We start from the raw sequence: 18,545 nt of genomic DNA, 5'->3' as shown, positions 1-18,545 counted from the left end.
TGCCCGAGGGAACCAAAACAAGGCCCCGATGGAACGACCGCGTTGATCAGATCCACAGGATTTGACCATAACTCTCGGCGCGCGTGCCCTCGCTCTCGGCGGCTCCGATTTGCTGCGCGGGAAGGATACTGGCGCTATCCAATGCGGCGGAATCCGGCTAGGATCCGGGGCTCATGACCTCATCGCAAGCAGAAACAGGCGCTCAGATAACCAACGCCGAGGTGACCGCCTCACTCGGCTTTCCCGCAGGGCTCGCCTTCGTGGACGAGAACGCCCGCGTCAGCGCCGGTGAATGGGCCTACTGGCCGGCGTCGGCCGTCGCCACCGGCAAAAACCTCCTCCTGCACAAGTCCCCCGGGGGCACGATCAAGGTCATCCGCTACGGCGCGCCCGCCAATTCGTTCACCGGCATTCCCGACCTCCCGCCCGTGCCCGAACTCATCCAGCAGGCGGCCCGGCGCGGCTGACCGGCAGGGCCGACGAACCGGCATGCACGGCAGAGCGGTTGGCGATTGCCTCGCAGATGCGGGCGATCATCATCCCCGGCGGCCTCGAAGCCTTGCACGTACGGCGCCCTGGGGGCCGCCTTCGTAGGCCCCGTGGGACTGCAGGACGTCGGCGCAGTTGATCCCGGCGGCGGTGACACGGATCAGACATGCACCGGAAGGTAGGAGGTTCCCGCTTGTGTGAAGGTCAAGGAGCGGGCCGCGCGCTTCGCGGAGATAGGCGTCGAGCGCCACCTGCTCGGCGGTGAGAACGGCGATGCGTGCGGCGAGCCAGGCGCACCGCGGCCTTCCATCGCTGCAACTGCCGCCGAGATGGATCAGCACCCGACTTCACCGTGGCCGCCTAGCTCACGTACAAAGCCGCGTACAAGCTCAAATGCAAAGATCTACATCCGCCAACTTACGTACAGGCAGAGGGTGGAGGGGCCGCCCGATCGAGGAGTCCATGGGCCGGTCCGACCGGTCAGGGGCGCCTGCGGCGGCGCTACGCGCTGGGCTTCGCCCACCCTGGACAGCTCGTCCCACCCCAAGGCAAGGCGGCCATCGAGCGGCCCCGGACGAATGGCAGCCGAGCTGCTCAACGGGGCCGCTGCCAAGGCCGGACTCAACCGTTCGATCTCAGACGTCGGATGGTGGGTGTTCCTGACGATGCTGCACGCCAAGGCTGAAAGCGCCGGACGAGACGTGATTGCTGTGGACCCGCGCAACCCCTCCCGTACCTGTCCCGAATGCGGGCACGTCTCAGCGGAGAACCGGCCCACCCAGGAGCAGTTCCACTGCACCGCGTGCGGCCACCAGGCGCACGCGGACAGGGTGGGCGCTGTGAACGTTCTGCGGGCCGGGCTGGTGCGTCGCGAAGCCGCACCGGCTAAGCGAGAAGCCCCTCATTCATGAGGGGGAGGAGTCGGCACTGTGGAGTACGAGTGGCCCCTGGCCTGTTGTGAAAGTGACGACGGGCCGGACCGGGTGGTGCCCAGGTCCGGCCCGTCGTCCGCTTGTCTCTACAGGTCGAGTTGGTACTGGAGTGTCGTGTGTGTGGGCACGTAGCCGAGGCTGTCGCTGATGTGTCTCATGTGCGTGTTGCTGTCGGCGATGTCGGTCAGGAGGCCGCTGAGATCTGGATGGCGGCCGTGGGCTTGTCGGATCGACTCGGCCTTCATCCATCGGCCGAGGCCGTGTCCGCGGTGCTCGGGCAGCACGCCGGTGCCGTAGTGCTGGGCATCGCCCTTGCCGTTGCCGGGGACGACGAGTTCGGTGAACCCGGCGATCGAGTCGTCGGTCGTGTCGATGGCGACGACGGTGTGCAGCTGGTCTCCGCGGTCTTCAACGGCCTTCGCCGCGGCCCGGACCCGGTCCACGTCCCAGACCACAATGCCGTAGTCGGTGTCGTCCATGGGCATGTCGTCCATGGCCCGACGTGAGGCGGCGAACGTCTGGGCGAGGTCGTCGGGGACGGTTCCTGGCCATGACGCGAGCCGGTAGCAGGGATGCGGGCGCTCGATGATGGCGGCGAGGGCGGTGGTGTCCACGTCGGCCAGCGGCAGCCGGGCGTACTTCAGGGTGAGCACCTTGCGGAAGCCGTGGGCCGGCAGGAAGTGGGTGCCGGGCGATCCGGCCTCGGCCTGCGCGTTGACGCAGCGTCGGGCGTTGTCCCGGGCGGCGGCCACGGCCGTCTCGAGGAGCCGGGAGCCGACGCCCTTGCGGCGCTCCACGGGGTGGACGTGGAGGGTCAGTTCGGCCAGGTGGGCTTGTCCGCCATCGAACACGCGCAGAAAGGCCGTTCCGGCGGGGTTGGAATCGGTGTCGGATGCCAGCCATGCAAGGCGTCGGCTGTGTGCCCCGTGAGCGGGGTCGGTCAGTGGGGTGATGCGGAGCGACAAGGTGTTGTCTCCGTCGTGAGGAGGTGGCAAAGGTCAGTACGCGGGCTCAACTGCTGGGCACTCCTGCGCATGTGCTTCACACCTCCTGGTCGACGTGCCGGTCCCAAACGAGTGGACGGCTGGGCGAACTTAGCTGGCGCATCAGCTCCGTGGCAAAGGGTTAACTGAAGGCTGCTGCGAGCGTGGTCACAGCGGCTCGTTGATGGCTGCGATCAGCATGGTTGCCTCTTGGCGAAGAGGAGGCTTGTCGTAGTTGCTGCCGCCGATCGGAGGGTTGCCGGCGTTGTAGGACCGTCGGCCGAAGCGTCGTTGCCCGGTCCCACCCAGCCCAGTCCACGTCGAAGCCCGGGTGGGTCAGTCTCTTCAGGAGCATGCCGAGGAGTCTGCGTTCATGCTCCATCATCAGAATGCGGATGAGGGAGGTTGCTGCACCCTTCCCTTCATCTGCAGCGATCCTGAGACCCGTTTCAGAGTTCCCCCGAGGGCGGCAGCCAGGCCTTGCTGAAGGCCACCTTCCGTGACCGCAATCGTCAACTGCGGGTGGCGATCTTCAAGTTGGCCGTCTACGCCGACGCGACTTTGAGACGATCACCGGCTGGATCCGGGCGCTGCCGCATGGCTGAGGGTGTCCGGCGCGCTGGAAGATCGGACAGCGCACGGGTGTTGTCCGATCATGATGATCAGTGAGGCTGCCAGAGTCAGCGGTGTGAGTGCCAGGGTGTTGCGGCACTACGAGGATGAGGGGCTGATCACCCCCGATCGGTGCCATAACGGGTACCGCCTGTACGGCCGGGACATCCTCGACCGGGTCCGGGTGATCCGTTTCCTGATCGAGTCGGGGCTGCCGATGCGGCTGATCAAGGAGGTCATGCCTTACCTCACCCCGAGTACCGGCACGAATGGGGTGTGCGCCGAGTTCCTGGCGGAGGTGGAGAACTACCGTGACCGCCTCGCGGAGCGCATCGCAGGGCTGAGTGCCCAGCAGGCGGCACTGGATGGCTTCTTGGGCGCAGCGCAGGCGGATCGGTGAGGCGGGCTTGACCTTCACGCCTGTGTGAGGCTTTTACGGTCCCTCACATGAACAAGAACACGCAGCAGCCGCTCGTACAGGCTCTCATGCAGCACTCGCACCTGGGTCCCAAGGACCTGGCGCTGACCTCTCTCCCCATCCCCGCCCCCGGCCCGGGCGAGTATCTGATCCGGGTGGCGGCGGCGGGGGTCAACTTCGCCGATGTCATGCAATCCCACGGCACTTACGAGGGAGGGCCCGCAGCCCCGTACGTCGCCGGGTTCGAAGCCGCTGGTGAGATCGTGGGGGTGGGCGCGGATGTCGACGGCCCGCTACCCATCGGCACCCGTGTGGTGGGTGCTGGCCCGGGCGCTTTCGCGCAGTACATGACGATGTCGGCGGCCGAAGTGCTCCCGGTCCCCTCCGGCTGGAGCGACGCCGCCGCGCTCGGCCTGGTGGTGAACTGGGCAACTGCCCTCGCCGCCCTGAAACCCCTCGGCGAGCTCAAGAGCGGTGACACGGTGCTCATCCACGCTGCAGCCGGGGGCGTAGGGCAGGCCGCCGTCCGCCTTGCCCGCCACTATGGCGCCCGCGTCATCGCCACCGCCTCACCGGCCAAGCACGACATCGTCCGTGCCCTCGGAGCCGACGAGGTCCTCGACAGTGCCCACCCCGCCCTGGCCGAGGAGGTCCTGCGCCTGACCGGCGGCGTCGACCTGGTCCTGGAATCAGTCGGCCAGGACACCTTCGCAGCCAGCATGGCGGTCACCAAGCCGATTACCGGTCGGGTCATCGTGTTCGGTGCCGCGTCCGGTCACGCCGACCTCAGCACCCACGACCTGCTCTTCACCCACCGGATCCAGGTCAAGGGCCTGCACATCCTTGTGCTGGCGACCGCCGCCCCGGACATGTTCGCGGATCTGCTGGCGGAGCTGAATGCGTTGATTGCCGAGGGTGTGTACCCGCCGGGTTCCCCCGAGGTCCACCCCTTGGCCGACGGCCCGGCCGTCCTCCAGCGCCTCGAATCCCGCCAGACCACGGGCAAGCACGCCCTCGACCCCTGGCGCTAGCCGGTCGGGTCGGGTGAAGGGAATCCCGCCAAGGATGTCGGGCGTCTGGATTGGTAGAGACCGCCGGCCAGAAGTAGTGGCCCGCTCCCGCTCGCACAGGGAGCGGGCCACCGACACGGCACTTAGAACCCCTGACGAAATGGGGTGGCGGATGCACTCCTCGCAGGGCGATGATCTGTCGGTACTCGCCGATGAAGGGGCCGCTATGGGCGACATCGCTCCGCGGGAGCCCGTCTGTCAGGAGCTTCGTCGTTGCGCAGGACTGTCCAACTCGCGGTCAGCGAAGCCAGCTTGGAAGAGGTTCGATGCTCACCCGCAGTCCAGGACGACCCTGCCGTGGGCATGGCTGTTCATCAGGTAGCGCTGGGCCTCGGCTGCCTCGGCCAGTGGGAAGGTACGCCCGACGACGGGCGTCAGGGTTCCGTCCTCCAGTTGCCTGGAGATCGCCGCCTGAGCCTCTGCTATCTCGTCTTTGTGCATGTTCCAGAGCGCGGTGCCTCGGATGTCCGCCTCAGCGACCATGGTCTTGCGCGGTGTGAACGAGACCGGGCCACGGGCGCCGACGATCACGATCCGGCCGCGCTGGGCCAGGGCGTCGAAATCTTTCTCGAGGTTCTCGTTCGCGAGCATCTCGACGATGAGGTCCACTCCGTGACCATGGGTCAGATCCTGAATCTCCTCCAGGTAGCCGGCCCGCGTGTGATCCAGCACGTGGTGGGCTCCTTGCGCGCGTACGAGCTCCCTCCCCGCGCGGCTGCCCGCGGTGCCGATCACGGAAAGCCCCGCGCCGACCGCCAGTTGTACCGCCGGGATGCCGACCCCGCCGCTCGCACCGTGCACGAGCACCGTTTCGCCGGCGCGGGCGCCGCCCCGCTGGAACAGGGCTCGATAGGCGGTGAGGTAGGGGATGCCGACGGCCGCCCCCTGCTCGAAAGTGAGGGATTCGGGGAGAGGATGCACCGACTCGACGCCAGTCACGACATGTTCCGCGTAGGTTCCGCTCGAGCCCAGGGGCAGGGCGGCGACGAATACGCGCTGACCCGATGCCCGTTCGGTGACGTCGGGACCGATCGCCTCGATCACACCGGCGCCGTCCCAGCCGGGAGTGAACGGCAGCCGCGGCCTCAGGAAAGCGTACGTCCCGGTGATGACATAGCTGTCGGCCGGGTTGACCCCGGCCGCGCGCAGTCGCACCCGTACCTGGCCGGGGCCCGGCTTCGTGGGTTCGTCCTCGACGTAGCGCAGCACGTCGGCGGTGCCGAACTCATGGGCGCGGATGAGATGCACGGTCTCTCCCTCGTGTGCGGCCTCGGGCCGCTCAGCTGTAGTTCTGGGGTGACTGACGCAGCTGACCTGCCTGCACTGAGGCTCTTCCAATCCGCCGTTGATGTGGGGCAGTTCGGCTGACGGAACGGCGAAGGTCCTGGTGGATGAGGTGTCGACCAAGATCAACCGTCCCTGCCAGGGGCACGGTGCCCGTGCATGAAGGAGGGGTCTCTCAGTTGCTTGGAGTTGCCCCGCCCGACGCAGCCGCTCCAGCTGCCCGACGTCGAGGCCGAGGGCCTCACGGAGTAGGCAGAGATCGAATCGGCGGCCAGTGAGATGCCACTTCGCCACTCTGGAACAACAGCTCCAGGAACCTGACCGGCTTCGTGCGGGTGAGATGTTCGGGCGCACTTGACTACGCCAACGCGTTCGCCCAGCTGCGAGGTACCTGACGCACGACGCCCGCCCCAAGACGTTCGGGGCGGGCGTCTCTTGTCTGCGGCTCAGGCGGGGGTGATGTTCTCCGCCTGCGGGCCCTTCTGGCCCTGGGTGACATCGAAGTTCACCTTCTGGCCTTCCTGGAGCTCACGGAAGCCGGAGGCGTTGATGTTCGAGTAGTGGGCGAAGACGTCCGGGCCGCCACCGTCCTGCTCGATGAAGCCGAAGCCCTTTTCCGCGTTGAACCACTTCACGGTTCCAGTAGCCATGTAGTCCTCCAAGAGACTCGAGAAACGGTTCCCGCACCGTGCGGGAACCGGAGGTGATCGTCCTGGCCTTCCGAGACTCTGAACAGCACAACGCCCGTGAACTCGCGCTCACGGGCGACCGGTACTTCGGAACCATGACAGCTGACGTTGACGTTACACGGACAAGCTCTCGAGGGGCAGGCCCTTCTCGCCAACTTCCTTTCCGCCCAGGGAGTGCTTGCCTGCTGTCGCCAGGGAGGTAGGTACGTGTCCTGGCCGTCCGTGATCATCCTTGTCCCCGCAGAACAGGGTCCGTGACACCAACCATTGCGAGGTCTTGCCGGCGAGCGGGTTCCTCACGCTGGTGGACCGTCATCCCGAGTGGGGCTGGCGTCGTGAACCGGGCACAGACCTCCAGTAGGTCGACGCACATCGGCTTCCTGTCACCTGCGGGGTGAAGGGAGGTCCGGCAAGGGCCTTCGCATGCTGAAGAGACAGACAAAGTTGCCGGCGAGGGCTGGCCCTCGCCGGCAACTTTGTGGTTGGTGCCGCTGGTTCATGCGTGGTGGCGGTAGCGGGCGGCGACCAGGGAGAGGCAGCCCATCCCTGCGATCACGCCGATGGCCAGGGTCAGTGACCCGGCCGGGCCGCCGCTCATGGCCCATCCGTTGCCGGCCACGACCGCCACGGCTGCGGCGCGGCAGGCGAGGGCCCGGCGGCGGTCAGCGGTGTGGGTGAAGTGGCGGGCGAGGACCAGGCAGGCGGCGATGAGGGCGGCGAACGTCGCCGTGCCGGCGGCCATGTGCAGCGCGCCGTGCCAGCTGATGCTCTGCGGCATCCCGGCCGGGGTGCCGACGGGGAACCCGTCCGCCGGGTCCGCGGTGAAGATGCCCGCGGCGAGCATCCCGATGCCGCAGACCCGCACCAGCCGGGGTGCCCAGGTGCCGCCTGTCGTGCCGTGCAGTACCCGGCGCAGCCCGGTGGCTGCGGCGATGAACAGCAGGCCGACGAGCAGGAAGTTGGCGATCTGGATCCAGCCCAGCGAGCCGTTGGCCAGCATGCTGAAAGGGTGCCGGGTCAGGTCGAAGCCGTCACGGGTGAGTGCCTGTGCCATTGCTGTCACGGTCCACAGGGGTGTGGCGGCGGCACCGGCGGCGAGCAGCACACGGCCGGAGCGGGAGCGGGACGCGGTGAAGGTGGTTGTGGAGGCGTCACGGGAGATGAGGGGAGCGGTTGTCATGGCAATTCCTTCTCGAGTGCGGCGGCTGGTGTGTCTGCCCACACGTCGATCCCAGGATGTGACAGGGAACGCCGCCATTCCCTGTCACATAGACTCGTTCGACGTGGAGGCGTAACAGCAGCCCGAACGAATGGGGAAATGACCATGCGCTACCTGATGACGACCAAGGCTTCTTCCAGGACCCCCGACGAGAGCCTGTTCGCCGAAATGGGCAAGTTCGTCGAGGAGCTGACCGCTTCCGGAGCCCTGCTGGCCACCGGCGGACTTCAGCCGGGCGGAATCCGGATCACCTCGCTGGGCGACGAGATCACGGTGACGGACGGACCGTTCGCCGAGGCCAAGGAGGCCGTGGTGGGCTTCGCACTGATCGAGGCCCGCTCACAGGAAGAGGCCATCGAGCTGGCCCGCCGCTTCCGCAAGATCGTCGGTGACGGCGAGAGCGAGATCCGGCAGGTGTTCGGCCAGTGACAGCCCGACGACACCGCCCCCGTCGCAGGCCGGCCGGGGCGGTGTCGTCATGCCCGTGAGCGACACCCATCGCACCATCGACGCCGTCTTCAAACTCGAGTCAGCCAAGATCATTGCCGGGCTCACCCGGATGGTGCGAGACGTCGGACTCGCCGAGGAACTGGCGCAGGACGCCCTCGTCGCCGCGCTCGAGCAATGGCCTCAGTCGGGCATCCCGAACAATCCCGGTGCCTGGCTGTCCGCGATCGCCAAGCGCCGCGCCGTTGATCACATCCGGCGCACCCAGAATCTGGAACGCAAGCAGCAGCAGCTCGCCCACGAGCTGGAACACCAGCCCTCCACTGATCAGGACCCCGACCAGGACGACGTCCTGCGGCTGATGTTCATCTCCTGCCACCCCGTGCTGGCGACCCCCACACGCGTCGCGCTCACCCTGCGCCTCCTGGGCGGCCTGACCGCCGCAGAGATCGCACGGGCATTCCTCGTCGGCGAGCAGACGATCGCCCAGCGCATCGCCACCGCGAAACGCACGCTGGCCGATACACAGGCATCGTTCGAGCTCCCGGAGGGCGCCGAGCTGGCCGAACGCCTGAACTCGGTACTCGAGGTCATCTACCTGATCTTTAACGAAGGCTATGCGGCGACAACGGGCGACGACCTGATGCGGCCCGGGCTCACCCTTGAGGCCCTGAGGCTCGGCCGTCTCCTTGCTGAACTTGCCCCGCAAGAAGCCGAAGTCCAGGGCCTCGTCGCGCTGATGGAGCTCCATGAGTCCCGTTCTGCCGCGCGTACCGGCCCCGCGGGCGAGCCCATCCCGCTGCACGAGCAGAACCGGGGCCGCTGGGACCAGCTGCTGATCCGCCGTGGCTTCGCCGCGATGCTGCGCGCGCGGGAAATCGGCGGTCCCGCCGGGCCCTACGTCCTGCAGGCGGCGATCGCCGTGAGCCACGCGCAGGCGCCGACCGCGAAGGACACCGACTGGGCGCAGATCGCGGCCCTGTACGAGGCCCTCGCCAGGCTGCTGCCGACACCCGTCGTGCAGCTCAACCGAGCCGTGGCCGTGGGCATGGCGCACGGTCCCCAGCAAGGGCTCGACCTGGTCGACTCCCTGACCGCCGATCCCACGCTGAAGGACTACCACCTGCTCCCCGGCGTCCGGGGCGACCTCCTGCTCCGGCTCGGACGCTCCACCGAAGCCCGGCACGAGTTCGAACGCGCAGCATCCCTCACGCACAACGCCGCCGAACGCGCCTTCCTGCGCCGCCGCGCCGACGAGATCACCGCGACCGACACCCACGGCCCCACGCTCGCCCGGGCCGCCCAGGACTTCCTCCAACGCGACGATCTCGACGCCCCGACGATCCGCTCGTACACCCAGACACTGAAACGGCTGCGCCGAACCCTGGGCGACCAGCAGCCACTGGCCTCACTGACCTGCGACCAGGTGGCTCAGGTCTTCACGACCGCCTGGGGCCAGGCCGCACCCACCACCTGGAACCGCCACCGCTCGACCCTCCGATCCTTCTGCGCCTGGGCCCACATCGATGACCTCACCGCCGCCCTGGACCGGCGCACCCAGACCCCCCACACGACACAACGCCTGGAACCGGCACAGCTCGACACGCTCTGGAACAACCCCGACCTGCCGCTACGCGAACACACCCTGTGGCGGCTCCTCCACGAGTCCGCGGCCGCCGTGACAACCGTCCTCTCCCTCAACATCGAAGACCTGGACCTGGACGACCGCCGGGCCCGCACCGGCGACACCTGGGTGCACTGGCGCTCCGCGACCGCCCGACTTCTCCCCGCCCTGGTGGCCGGCCGCACCAGGGGCCCCCTCTTCCTCACCGACCGCCGACCCGGCCCCGCCCGGACACCCACCCACACCGACCTGTGCCCGGACACCGGCCGCAACCGGCTCTCCTACGAACGGGCCGAATACCTCTTCAAACAGGCCACCAAGCCCATCGACCCCACGGGCAACGGCTACACCCTCCGACAGCTCAAACCCCGCCCCTGAACACCGCACGCTCAGCAACTCGGAGGCACAACAGGCCCTTCGCCAACGCGTCCGCGCACATGGCCAAGGCATTCAAGGGCCGCCGCCGCCACCTGGCGAAGACCGGGGTGGAGCTGATCCATCTGCCGCCATACGGCCCGGAGTTGAACGCTATCGAGCTGGTCTGGCGGCAGGCGAAGTACGAGGACTACCCACAGCGAACCCAGACCGGCACCAAGGACATCGGCGAGGCCTCGACGAGGCCCTGACCCGCCGACGCGACAGGATCCGTCAATCAGCACCGAACTTCACCCAAGCCGCGTGGATTCGGCTTCCACTTCTGTCGCTTGATCAGCCACACTTGGCGCGGACTGACGGCCGCCCCTCCCACAGGGGGCGAGGTGGGCGTCGACCCGCGCCAAATCGGTTGGACACACGGGGAGTTGAGGCAGCGGTGAGCACGGGGGACGACTTCGGCCTGACGGGCAGCGGGGCGGTTCCGCTGGGGAACGACGATCCAGCACGAATCGGGTCGATCCCGCTGCTCGGACGGCTCGGTTCGGGCGGTATGGGCCGGGTCTACCTGGGGGTTACCGAGGGCCGGTTCGCGGCCGTGAAGCAGGTCCTTCCGCTGCTCGCCGAGGACGACAACTTCCTCCGCCACTTCGGGCACGAGCTGGACAATCTCTCCCGGCTGCCGGAGGGGGCCACCGCACCGCTGCTCGCCTCCGACCGGGAGGCCCGGCCGCCGTGGTTCGCCACCGCGTACGTTCCGGGGCTCACACTCACAGAGGCCGTGACGACCACGAAGGGCGAGGTCGGGCTCCCCTCGGACGCGCTGTGGCTGCTGCTGCGGGAAACGGCCGCCGCGCTCGCCCCGGTGCATGCACTGGACATGGTCCACCGCGACCTCAAGCCGTCGAACGTCATGCTGACGACGGACGGCGTCACCCTCATCGACTTCGGCATCGCCCGCGCCGCCGACCAGTCACGCCTCACCCAGACCGGGATGGTGGCCGGCACTCCGGCCTACATGGCACCTGAACAGGCCTCGGGTTCACGGCTGTTGACGGGCGCCGCCGACGTCTTCGCCCTCGGTTCACTGCTCGCGTACGCGTCGGGCGGCCTGGCCCCCTTCGGCGAGGGCGCGGGCCTCGGCCTCCTCTACCGGATCGTGCACGAGGAACCCGATCTCGAAGCGCTGCGTGCGGCCGATCCCTCCCTCGCCGCGCTGGTCGCCGACTGTCTCGACAAGAACCCCGAGGGCCGCCCCACCGCCGCCGAGCTGGCCGACCGGGTAGCGCTCGAGCGCCCGTCACTGCCGAACAGCTGGCCGCCGGCGCTGGCCGACCGCCTCGCCGTCCGCGCGGAGTTCGCGGCGCAGGTGCCCCCGCCGGATGTGCCGCCCGTAGTCCGTGCGACCCCTGAGAACGAGCAGCCCACCCCCGCCGACGGGGCCGCCGCCGCCACGCTCCGGCCGCAGCGCCGCCGCTCCCGCACTCTCGTGTTCGGTGTCGTGCCGATCGTCGTGACGGGCGCAGCGACCTTGATCGCCGTACAGCTGCTTCCGCATGTGTCCGCTCCCGGGCCGGACAAGGCGGCTCCGCCTGTGACTGCTTCGACGACCCCTGCCGCCTCGCCGTCCAATAGCGCGGACAGAGAGGACAAAAAGCCCGACCGGGGCAAGAAGGGCGGCAAGGAGCAGGACTCCACCGGGAAGGGCGATTCCGGTACGTCGTCCGGATCGGACGATTCCGGGGAGGCTCCCGGGGGTTCCACCAGTACGTCGGGAGGCTCCGGCGATTCGTCCGACAGCTCTGGCGGTACGGGGTCGAGCTCGGGTGGTACGGCCACCAAGGCGCCCACCACCGCCCCCGCCACGGGCAGCTTCCGGTTGCGCAACGGCAATGACGGCACCTGCCTGAATGGGGAATCCGGGTCCGCCTATACGGGTGGCTGCTCCGGCGCCTCGGCCTACTGGACCATCCGCAGCGGCGCGGGCGGCACCTACAAGCTGGTCAACAAGTCCACCGGAGGGTGCCTTGCGGGGAGCTCTCTGAAGGACCAGGCCGTCTTCGTCAAGAACTGCGACATGGGCTCCGGCCGGCTCTGGATATCGGGCTCGGGCTCCTCCCTCATCAGTGCCGCCAGCGACGGCTGCCTCGAATTGGACGTAGCCGACGGGGTGCAGACCGTGGACTGCCAGTCGGGTCGGGCCTCGCAGCGCTGGACGCAGTTTTGAGCCCTACCTCCGCCTCCTGACCAGCAGATACAGAAAGTACGGCGTACCGATCACAGCCGTCATCAGGCCAGCGCCCAGCTGAGCGGGCGCGATGACCTTGCGGCCGATGAAGTCGGCGGTGCAGACGAGGGCGATGCCCCGACCATGCCCACCGGCTACAGCTGGTCCCGGATCGGCAGAGGGCCGTGGCCCTGCGTGAGGACACCAGAAACCGCCGGATCAACGTGCTCGGAGTCCAGGCGCGCATTTCGCGTATGTGCTGGTCGTGGAGCTGGGCAGAGGCGCTGTGGGCCTGGTGACGGGGACTCGGCTGACCACCAAAATCGCCCATCATCACGTGAGGGAAGTCAGGTTGAGGCGACGTGGCCCTGCGCTGAGTGTCTGTGCGGGGGAGGCGGGCCTGGCGGGCGGGGGCAGCTCGGACGTTACTGCAGCAACGCGCGATGCAGCCGGTCAAGCACAGGTTCAATCGAGGAGGGCCGCTCCACATGGGCGTTGTGGCCGACTCCGGGTAGCACCATTGCTTCCGGCTGCACCGCGCGCAGGTGTTCTTGCGGACACATCAGGTCCTGCTCACCGGCCGCCAGCACGACCGGAGCCTTCGCGACCGCGAGCAGCCCCGCCACGTCCGGTGCGCCCACGGCGAATGCTCGGGGGTCCAGCGCCGCCTGCCACCCGCCGTCCGCCTTGACCACGGCGCCGTCGTCCAACGCTACGCCCGCCAGTCGGGCGGCCCACGCGGAGGCATCGTCGCGCTTCGAGAACAGTCTCGGGGGCCGTGCCGCCATCGCCTCGGCCTTCGCCAACTCCTCGGCGGTCCACCGCAGCTTGATCCCCAGCCCGCCCACGGCTCGCACGTCCAGGCCGAACCACCCGCTGGCCAAGGTCAACGCGACCACACCGCCCAATGAGTGCCCCAGCACCGCCACCGGGCCCGGACCCGCCACGGTGGCCACCGAAGCGGCCAGCGACCCGAACGAGTAGCGCTCCACCGCAGGTGATCGGCCGTGGCCGGGCAAGTCCACAGCCATCCATGATCCAGGCCAGGCCGTCGCAGCGGAATGCCGCACGGATGCATTCGCACCCAGTCCGTGCAGCAGCACCAGCAACGGCCCCTGCCCACCTCGCACCACGTGCACCACGCTTGAACCTCTTCTCATCCACGACCCGTTGGACAGCTCCGGACTGCCTCACACCATGCGTTAAGCCGGCTCGACATCACCACGTTGAAGGCATTGGCCGTCAGCGCACAGATCAGGCCCGCATGTCGCTTTCCCAGACCAATGATCACGATGCAGCCGGCACACCTCCGATACGCCCTGGCTTCCTCTTGTCGTCCGTCAAGGCTGGCGCTGGAAGGCTGACCCGGACCGCCGCACCCTCTTTACAGAGGTGCACCTGGTGATCGAGGAACGGGGCCTTCACGTTTACGGACGGGGCTCCCCCTTCCCCTGTTCCAAGTCCGCGGAACCTGTCGTTCACCAACAGCGTCAGAACCACGGCATGACTTGTCGCGGCGCACGCACCCATCGTCATGGAGGCCGAATGCACAGCATGGCTTCGCGCACCCTCGGCCAGTTCAGCGTGGTGACCGCGCTTGCCGCCGGAGTGGTCGTCGTGGCCGGTTGCGGCAGTGAGAAGGAGAGTGGCGGCGTCGCCGACGCGCCGGCGAAGCGGGCCCGGCAGGTCGCCGCAGCCTGGGACGGGTCAACTGCGGGTGCCACGTGGCGGGCTGGCTACCATCCCGTGGGGGAGACGGTCCAGCTGCCGCGGGGCGGGCTGCGAAGCCAGGTCGACAGACGCGCATACCAATCCCAGAACTTCACCCTCGCCAGCAAGTTGCCCTCCAAAGCGCCGAAGGACGGCGTGGTCGACTGGACGAGCGGCAAATCACTGAGACGGCCATTGATGGGGGCCGACCAGACATACAAAGCGCTGGACCGTGCTGACGTGAACGAGCCGCCCCTCACCGTGACCGGGGCCAAGCTTGGTGAGATGAGCGTGGCGACCAGTCGCGGACCGGCGACGGTCCCCGCCTGGCTCTTCACCTTGAAGGGCTATACGTCGCCTCTCAAACGGGCCGCTGTCGATCCGTCGCAGCTCCCTGAGCCGCCGATCAAGCCCGCCCACGGCCTCTCCGACAGCCAGTTGGCTCCACTCGACCGGCTGGTCCGCATCTCTCCGGACAAGCGGTCGGTGACAGTAATCGCCTTTAACGGTGCCTGCGACGACGGTGCCGCCGTGGATGTGTTGGAGACAGACGGCAGCATCGTCCTGTCAGCCTTCGTCAAGAATCCAGAGGATGGCCTCTGCACTACACAGGCAAAAGAGCAGAAAATATCCGTGAAGCTGGACCGCCCCGTGGCTGACCGCGTACTCCTCGATGCGCACACAGGCCGGCCAGTGCCGTAGGCCCGGCCGTACGTGCACGTCAGATTGGGGGCCAGCACCCGTCGTGGTGCTGGGACGCGGGGCGAGTTGACTCTGGCGATAGCGGCAATCGGTGGCTGAGGCGGGGCGTCGCCGGGCCGGGTGTGGTGGCGTCATGAGGGCCGCAACATGGCATCAAGTCGCCGTAGAGGTTGCCGGATTACGGCAATGCAAACACCGGTTCGGTCCTGCCGCGATGGCCCGGCAGGAATCGCGGCGGAGTCCTGGATGGGTGTGGCTCCTCCAGGGAGGGTGTCTTCGCCTACGCTGTGCGGGGGATGCCCACGTGTGTCCCGTACGCCCGCGTTGAGCCGCCCGTTCATGCTGGGCATATGAAGATCACCCGATATGTCACTGCGGCTGCCCTGGGGATCGCTCTGGCAGCTGCCGGCACCACTACGGCCGTGGCCAAGCCTGATCCGAAGGAGCAGGAACTCCAGCGGCGCACCGAAGCGACGTTGAAGTACTTCTGCAACACTCCGCACCACGACGACACGTACTACAAGGAGCACCTGGACGCCTGGCGGCTCGATGTCTGGGCCTGGAAGAACGGCACGGTCCCCGTCGACGAGGCCCTGGCGAGGATCGCCGACCGTGCCGAGAGCAGCAGCGAGGACATGCTCGGCACCGGCCCTGCGGGCCTGAGTGACGCGATGCGCACTCGGATCTGCACGGATTCCAGGGCGGCGTTCCTGGACGAGCTCGACAAGCTCACGGACAACGACAACAAGCTCCACCTCAAGCCCGAGTACCGGAACGAGGAGGCGCTCAGCAAGTTCCCCTTCGACAAGCTCGCGGCCTTCGAGAAGGCCATGAAGGGCGAACAGGGCCGGCTCAAGTAGCGCGCTGGGCGGCCTGAACGCGGTCGTCTTGGGTGGGGCTTGTCCGCAGTACGGCTTGTCAAGAAGAAGGTCCAGCCCGTCGACAGCAACCCCATCTGGTACCAGGTAACACGCCGAAGGGCTGGGTCGTCGGCCGCTACGTCAAGAACCGCACGTCGGTTCCGAACTGCAAGTAGCAGGTCCCGGCAGCGCTCGCGGGAACGTCGTAGCGGGCAGCCGCGGGCCTTCACTGAGCGGAACAACCCGGGCCGGCTCATCGATCAGAGGTGATGGATGAGCCGGCCTCCTGCCATGGCCCGGTCCTGGTGAAGTGCCTTGTCTGGACGGTGAGCTGACAGTCGCGCTTGCCCTGGCCGACGCGCTGGCGTCGCTGTGGGCGAGGCTGGCGGGGCGTGGACAGCACGGGGCGCGTACCGGTGTCGCCTACTCGATCCGAGTGTCCTTGAAGGCAACTGAAGACGGCGTAGCCCTCCATGCTGGAGCGCCCGATGGTCCGGCAGGTCCCTGAACATGGACAGCGGGGCAAGAAGGCTGATGGGGGTGCGTGTCAGGAGGACCGCAGCCGATGGCGCGGAAGCAGCGGTACTGGTGCTCGTCGCGGGCTGGGCACGGCGCCGCAGTTGCCTCCAACGGTGTGGGCGGGGAGAGGAGTCGTGTCGTCATAGGCCGTCCTTGAAACCGGGCTCGTCGGGCTGGAGGCCCGAGCCGAGGCGGGCGTTGGGGACTCGGGCTCCATCGGCAGGCTGTCGGGACGGACCACGACGCCCGCCGTTGGGCGTCAGCCGGCGAAGTACGCCGACACGGACTCTCGTTGCTCCGCTTCCGCCAGATCGGGATGTGTATAGCGTTCGGCGCGCGCGTGGTAATCGAAGTCGCCGCGAACGAGCCCTCGGTAGTCGTGGATGCAGCGCTCCAAGGCCGTCCGCGGTTGCCCGTCGATGTGGCCTGCTTCGATTTCCCCGGCCAGGTCGTCCTCGGCCCGTTGCACCCGGCGGGCGATGTCGGCCAGCAGATCCCCGGCCTCGTCGGCGGCCTCCTGGATCGTTCCCTCCTGTTCCCGCTGGATGAGACGGACGGTGTTGTGCTCGTAGCCCAGTACGGCTTCCTTCTCGAAGGAGCAGATGTCGTTGCAGAGCCCGGAATGGTCCGACACCGCATTGCGCAGGGCGATGTAGGCGGGAAGGCTGCGGGCCGATTCCGGGAGGTCGATTCCGGCGGCGATCTCGTGGAGATCGAGGAACGGCTGCATCGCGACCGAATCCCGGCGGTGCTGGATGAATTCGCCCAGGGCCGGTACGTGACCGGCGATGCGTTCCACGGCCTCGGCGTAGTACGTCCACAGCCAGGCGACGGTGTCGCGGCGGAACTGCCTGTTCCAGCCCGTTGACCGGTCCGGGCAGGTTCGGTTGCGCAGGTCGACGAGTGCGTCCTCCATGGGGCCGTGCGGGGCGGCGCCGTCGAGAACGGCTACCAGGCGCGTGATCACCTCCTCGCACAGCCGAGGGTCGCGCCCGCCGGGTCCGTCGTCGAACTCGTCGTCCACCAGGAAGGCCCAGAAGAGCCATTGGCAGAAGAGATCGAGCTGCTCCTGCGTCACCTTGGGGAAGACGAGCGAGATCCAGAGTTCCGGGCGGGTGCGGAGCATCCGCTTCTCTGCCACGGGGGGCAGGTCGAGGCCCATGGACGTGGCCCACTGCCAGGTGGCTTCTTTGGTTTCTTCGAGCCCGGGGTTGCAGCCCGCGCTTTCGAACGGCATGTGGAAGGTGGGGAGGGAGATCTGGTGCACAGCGATCCTCAATCGGTGGGGGATTGGGTCAGGTGGAGGGCTTCTTCGATGAGGGCGTCGACGATCTGGCTTTCGGGTACGGTGCGGACGACTTTGCCGCGGACGAAGATCTGGCCTTTGCCGTTGCCGCTGGAGACTCCGACGTCGGCCTCGCGGGCTTCCCCGGGCCCGTTGACCACGCATCCCATGACCGCGACGCGCAGGGGGTGGGGGAAGCCGTCGAAGGCGGCCTCGACCTGGGTGGCGAGCTTGTGGATGTCGACCTGCAGTCGGCCGCAGCCGGGGCAGGAGACGATCTCCAGCTTCCGGGGCCGAAGGCCCAGCGAGGACAGGATGTGACATCCCGCCTTGACCTGCTCGACGGGCGGCGCCGAGAGGGAGACCCGGATGGTGTCTCCGATCCCCTCGCCCAGCAACACCCCGAAGGCGACAGCGGACTTGATCGAGCCCTGGAAGGCCGGACCTGCCTCCGTCACCCCCAAATGCAGCGGATAGTCGCAGCGTTCGGACAGAATCCGATAGGCCGCGATCATCGTCAGCGGGTCGTGGTGCTTGACCGCGATCTTGAGGTCTGTGAAGCCGTGCTCCTCGAACAACGAGCATTCCCACAAGGCCGATTCGGCCAGGGCCTGCGGGGTCGCCCGCCCGTGCTTGGCGAGCAGTCGCTGGTCCAGCGACCCGGCGTTCACGCCGATACGGATCGGGATGCCCGCGGCCGACGCCGCCACTGAGATTTCGCGGACCTTGTCGTCGAACTTCTTGATGTTCCCGGGGTTCACGCGTACCGCCGCGCAGCCCGCGTCGATCGCGGCGAACACGTAGCGCGGCTGGAAGTGGATGTCCGCGATCACGGGGATGGGGGACCTGGCGGCGATCTTGGGCAGCGCCTGGGCGTCGTCGGCGGAAGGGACGGCGACGCGGACGATGTCGCAGCCCGCCGCCGTGACCTCGGCGATCTGCTGGAGCGTGGCGTCCACGTCGGCCGTGCGGGTCGTGGTCATGGTCTGCACGGAGATGGGCGCGCCGCCGCCGACGGGGACGTTGCCCACCTGGATGCGGCGGGTGGGCCGGCGTGCCGGGGTGCGGGGCATCGCGGGTAGCCCCAGGTCGATGGTGGTCAT

Annotated in this window: 16 protein-coding genes and 2 pseudogenes; 10 read left to right on the top strand and 8 right to left on the bottom strand. The window is 68.0% G+C overall.

Annotated elements, in window-relative coordinates; genetic code table 11:
* Positions 1-173 precede the first annotated feature (173 nt).
* Together OG430_RS01100 and OG430_RS01095 are read left to right on the top strand one after the other, a co-directional pair.
* On the top strand, positions 174-467 hold the full coding sequence (locus OG430_RS01100; protein WP_327350440.1) for a hypothetical protein: 294 nt from the start codon (positions 174-176) through the stop codon (positions 465-467).
* Positions 468-1,079: 612 nt separating this feature from the next.
* A pseudogene (locus OG430_RS01095) lies at positions 1,080-1,400 on the top strand (zinc ribbon domain-containing protein); the annotation flags it as partial.
* A gap of 107 nt (positions 1,401-1,507) precedes the next feature.
* On the opposite strand, the gene OG430_RS01090 reads toward OG430_RS01095, so the two are convergent.
* A complete protein-coding gene (locus tag OG430_RS01090) occupies positions 1,508-2,386 on the bottom strand; it encodes a GNAT family N-acetyltransferase (RefSeq protein WP_327350439.1) in 879 nt (292 codons plus the stop codon).
* A gap of 673 nt (positions 2,387-3,059) precedes the next feature.
* Between OG430_RS01090 and OG430_RS01085 the strand changes: the two genes are divergently transcribed.
* Together OG430_RS01085 and OG430_RS01080 are read left to right on the top strand one after the other, a co-directional pair.
* Positions 3,060-3,416 (top strand): MerR family transcriptional regulator, encoded by a 357-nt coding sequence (locus tag OG430_RS01085; RefSeq protein ID WP_327350438.1) that lies wholly within the window; start codon positions 3,060-3,062, stop codon positions 3,414-3,416.
* A 47-nt stretch (positions 3,417-3,463) separates the two neighbouring features.
* A complete protein-coding gene (locus OG430_RS01080; RefSeq protein WP_327350437.1) occupies positions 3,464-4,465 on the top strand; it encodes an NADPH:quinone oxidoreductase family protein in 1,002 nt (333 codons plus the stop codon).
* Between the two features lie 309 nt (positions 4,466-4,774).
* Here the strand turns inward: OG430_RS01080 and OG430_RS01075 are convergent, their stop codons facing one another.
* The 3 genes from OG430_RS01075 to OG430_RS01065 all read right to left on the bottom strand — a co-directional run bounded on the left by OG430_RS01075 (position 4,775) and on the right by OG430_RS01065 (position 7,657).
* Entirely contained in the window at positions 4,775-5,911 is a 1,137-nt protein-coding gene (locus OG430_RS01075) for an NADPH:quinone reductase (RefSeq protein ID WP_327350436.1), read from the bottom strand.
* A 323-nt stretch (positions 5,912-6,234) separates the two neighbouring features.
* Positions 6,235-6,438, bottom strand: coding sequence for a cold-shock protein (locus tag OG430_RS01070; protein WP_327350435.1), 204 nt, complete (start codon positions 6,436-6,438; stop codon positions 6,235-6,237).
* A gap of 535 nt (positions 6,439-6,973) precedes the next feature.
* Complete coding sequence (locus OG430_RS01065) at positions 6,974-7,657, bottom strand: DUF998 domain-containing protein (RefSeq protein WP_327350434.1); 684 nt, start codon at positions 7,655-7,657, stop codon at positions 6,974-6,976.
* Between the two features lie 138 nt (positions 7,658-7,795).
* Here OG430_RS01065 and OG430_RS01060 point away from each other — a divergent pair, with 138 nt between their 5' ends.
* From OG430_RS01060 to OG430_RS01045, 4 genes are all read left to right on the top strand, one after another.
* On the top strand, positions 7,796-8,125 hold the full coding sequence (locus OG430_RS01060; RefSeq protein ID WP_327350433.1) for a YciI family protein: 330 nt from the start codon (positions 7,796-7,798) through the stop codon (positions 8,123-8,125).
* Positions 8,126-8,174: 49 nt separating this feature from the next.
* Positions 8,175-10,145 (top strand): DUF6596 domain-containing protein, encoded by a 1,971-nt coding sequence (locus tag OG430_RS01055; protein WP_327350432.1) that lies wholly within the window; start codon positions 8,175-8,177, stop codon positions 10,143-10,145.
* Entirely contained in the window at positions 10,064-10,393 is a 330-nt protein-coding gene (locus OG430_RS01050) for a transposase (RefSeq protein ID WP_327358936.1), read from the top strand. The genes OG430_RS01055 and OG430_RS01050 overlap by 82 nt, the downstream gene beginning before the upstream one ends.
* Positions 10,394-10,578: 185 nt before the next feature.
* Entirely contained in the window at positions 10,579-12,366 is a 1,788-nt protein-coding gene (locus OG430_RS01045) for a serine/threonine-protein kinase (RefSeq protein WP_327350431.1), read from the top strand.
* A gap of 3 nt (positions 12,367-12,369) precedes the next feature.
* Here the strand turns inward: OG430_RS01045 and OG430_RS01040 are convergent.
* Positions 12,370-12,504 (bottom strand): annotated as a pseudogene (locus OG430_RS01040) (iron chelate uptake ABC transporter family permease subunit); the annotation flags it as partial.
* Positions 12,505-12,791: 287 nt separating this feature from the next.
* Positions 12,792-13,526, bottom strand: a complete 735-nt coding sequence (locus tag OG430_RS01035; protein ID WP_327350430.1) for an alpha/beta fold hydrolase — start codon at positions 13,524-13,526, stop codon at positions 12,792-12,794.
* 394 nt (positions 13,527-13,920) lie between these two features.
* Between OG430_RS01035 and OG430_RS01030 the strand changes: the two genes are divergently transcribed.
* Entirely contained in the window at positions 13,921-14,778 is an 858-nt protein-coding gene (locus tag OG430_RS01030; protein ID WP_327350429.1) for a hypothetical protein, read from the top strand.
* 350 nt (positions 14,779-15,128) lie between these two features.
* The gene (locus tag OG430_RS01025; protein WP_327350428.1) at positions 15,129-15,638 is read left to right on the top strand and encodes a hypothetical protein; all 510 of its coding nucleotides are present in this window, start codon (positions 15,129-15,131) and stop codon (positions 15,636-15,638) included.
* Positions 15,639-16,416: 778 nt separating this feature from the next.
* On the opposite strand, the gene OG430_RS01020 is transcribed toward OG430_RS01025, so the two are convergent.
* Positions 16,417-17,424, bottom strand: a complete 1,008-nt coding sequence (locus OG430_RS01020; RefSeq protein ID WP_442816423.1) for a terpene synthase family protein — start codon at positions 17,422-17,424, stop codon at positions 16,417-16,419.
* A gap of 8 nt (positions 17,425-17,432) precedes the next feature.
* Complete coding sequence (gene ispG / locus OG430_RS01015; protein WP_327350427.1) at positions 17,433-18,545, bottom strand: flavodoxin-dependent (E)-4-hydroxy-3-methylbut-2-enyl-diphosphate synthase; 1,113 nt, start codon at positions 18,543-18,545, stop codon at positions 17,433-17,435.

It is taken from the genome of Streptomyces sp. NBC_01304, from assembly GCF_035975855.1.
Lineage (GTDB): Bacteria > Actinomycetota > Actinomycetes > Streptomycetales > Streptomycetaceae > Streptomyces.
This window is presented reverse-complemented; position numbering and strand designations above follow the sequence as displayed.

Coding starts and splice junctions, on each gene's coding strand:
- ispG (WP_327350427.1), bottom strand. CDS start 18,545: ATGACCACCATCGACCTGGGGCTACCCGCGATGCCCCGCACCCCGGCA.
- OG430_RS01035 (WP_327350430.1), bottom strand. CDS start 13,526: ATGAGAAGAGGTTCAAGCGTGGTGCACGTGGTGCGAGGTGGGCAGGGG.
- OG430_RS01025 (WP_327350428.1), top strand. CDS start 15,129: ATGAAGATCACCCGATATGTCACTGCGGCTGCCCTGGGGATCGCTCTG.
- OG430_RS01085 (WP_327350438.1), top strand. CDS start 3,060: ATGATGATCAGTGAGGCTGCCAGAGTCAGCGGTGTGAGTGCCAGGGTG.
- OG430_RS01065 (WP_327350434.1), bottom strand. CDS start 7,657: ATGACAACCGCTCCCCTCATCTCCCGTGACGCCTCCACAACCACCTTC.
- OG430_RS01080 (WP_327350437.1), top strand. CDS start 3,464: ATGAACAAGAACACGCAGCAGCCGCTCGTACAGGCTCTCATGCAGCAC.
- OG430_RS01100 (WP_327350440.1), top strand. CDS start 174: ATGACCTCATCGCAAGCAGAAACAGGCGCTCAGATAACCAACGCCGAG.
- OG430_RS01055 (WP_327350432.1), top strand. CDS start 8,175: ATGCCCGTGAGCGACACCCATCGCACCATCGACGCCGTCTTCAAACTC.
- OG430_RS01030 (WP_327350429.1), top strand. CDS start 13,921: ATGGCTTCGCGCACCCTCGGCCAGTTCAGCGTGGTGACCGCGCTTGCC.
- OG430_RS01070 (WP_327350435.1), bottom strand. CDS start 6,438: ATGGCTACTGGAACCGTGAAGTGGTTCAACGCGGAAAAGGGCTTCGGC.
- OG430_RS01060 (WP_327350433.1), top strand. CDS start 7,796: ATGACCATGCGCTACCTGATGACGACCAAGGCTTCTTCCAGGACCCCC.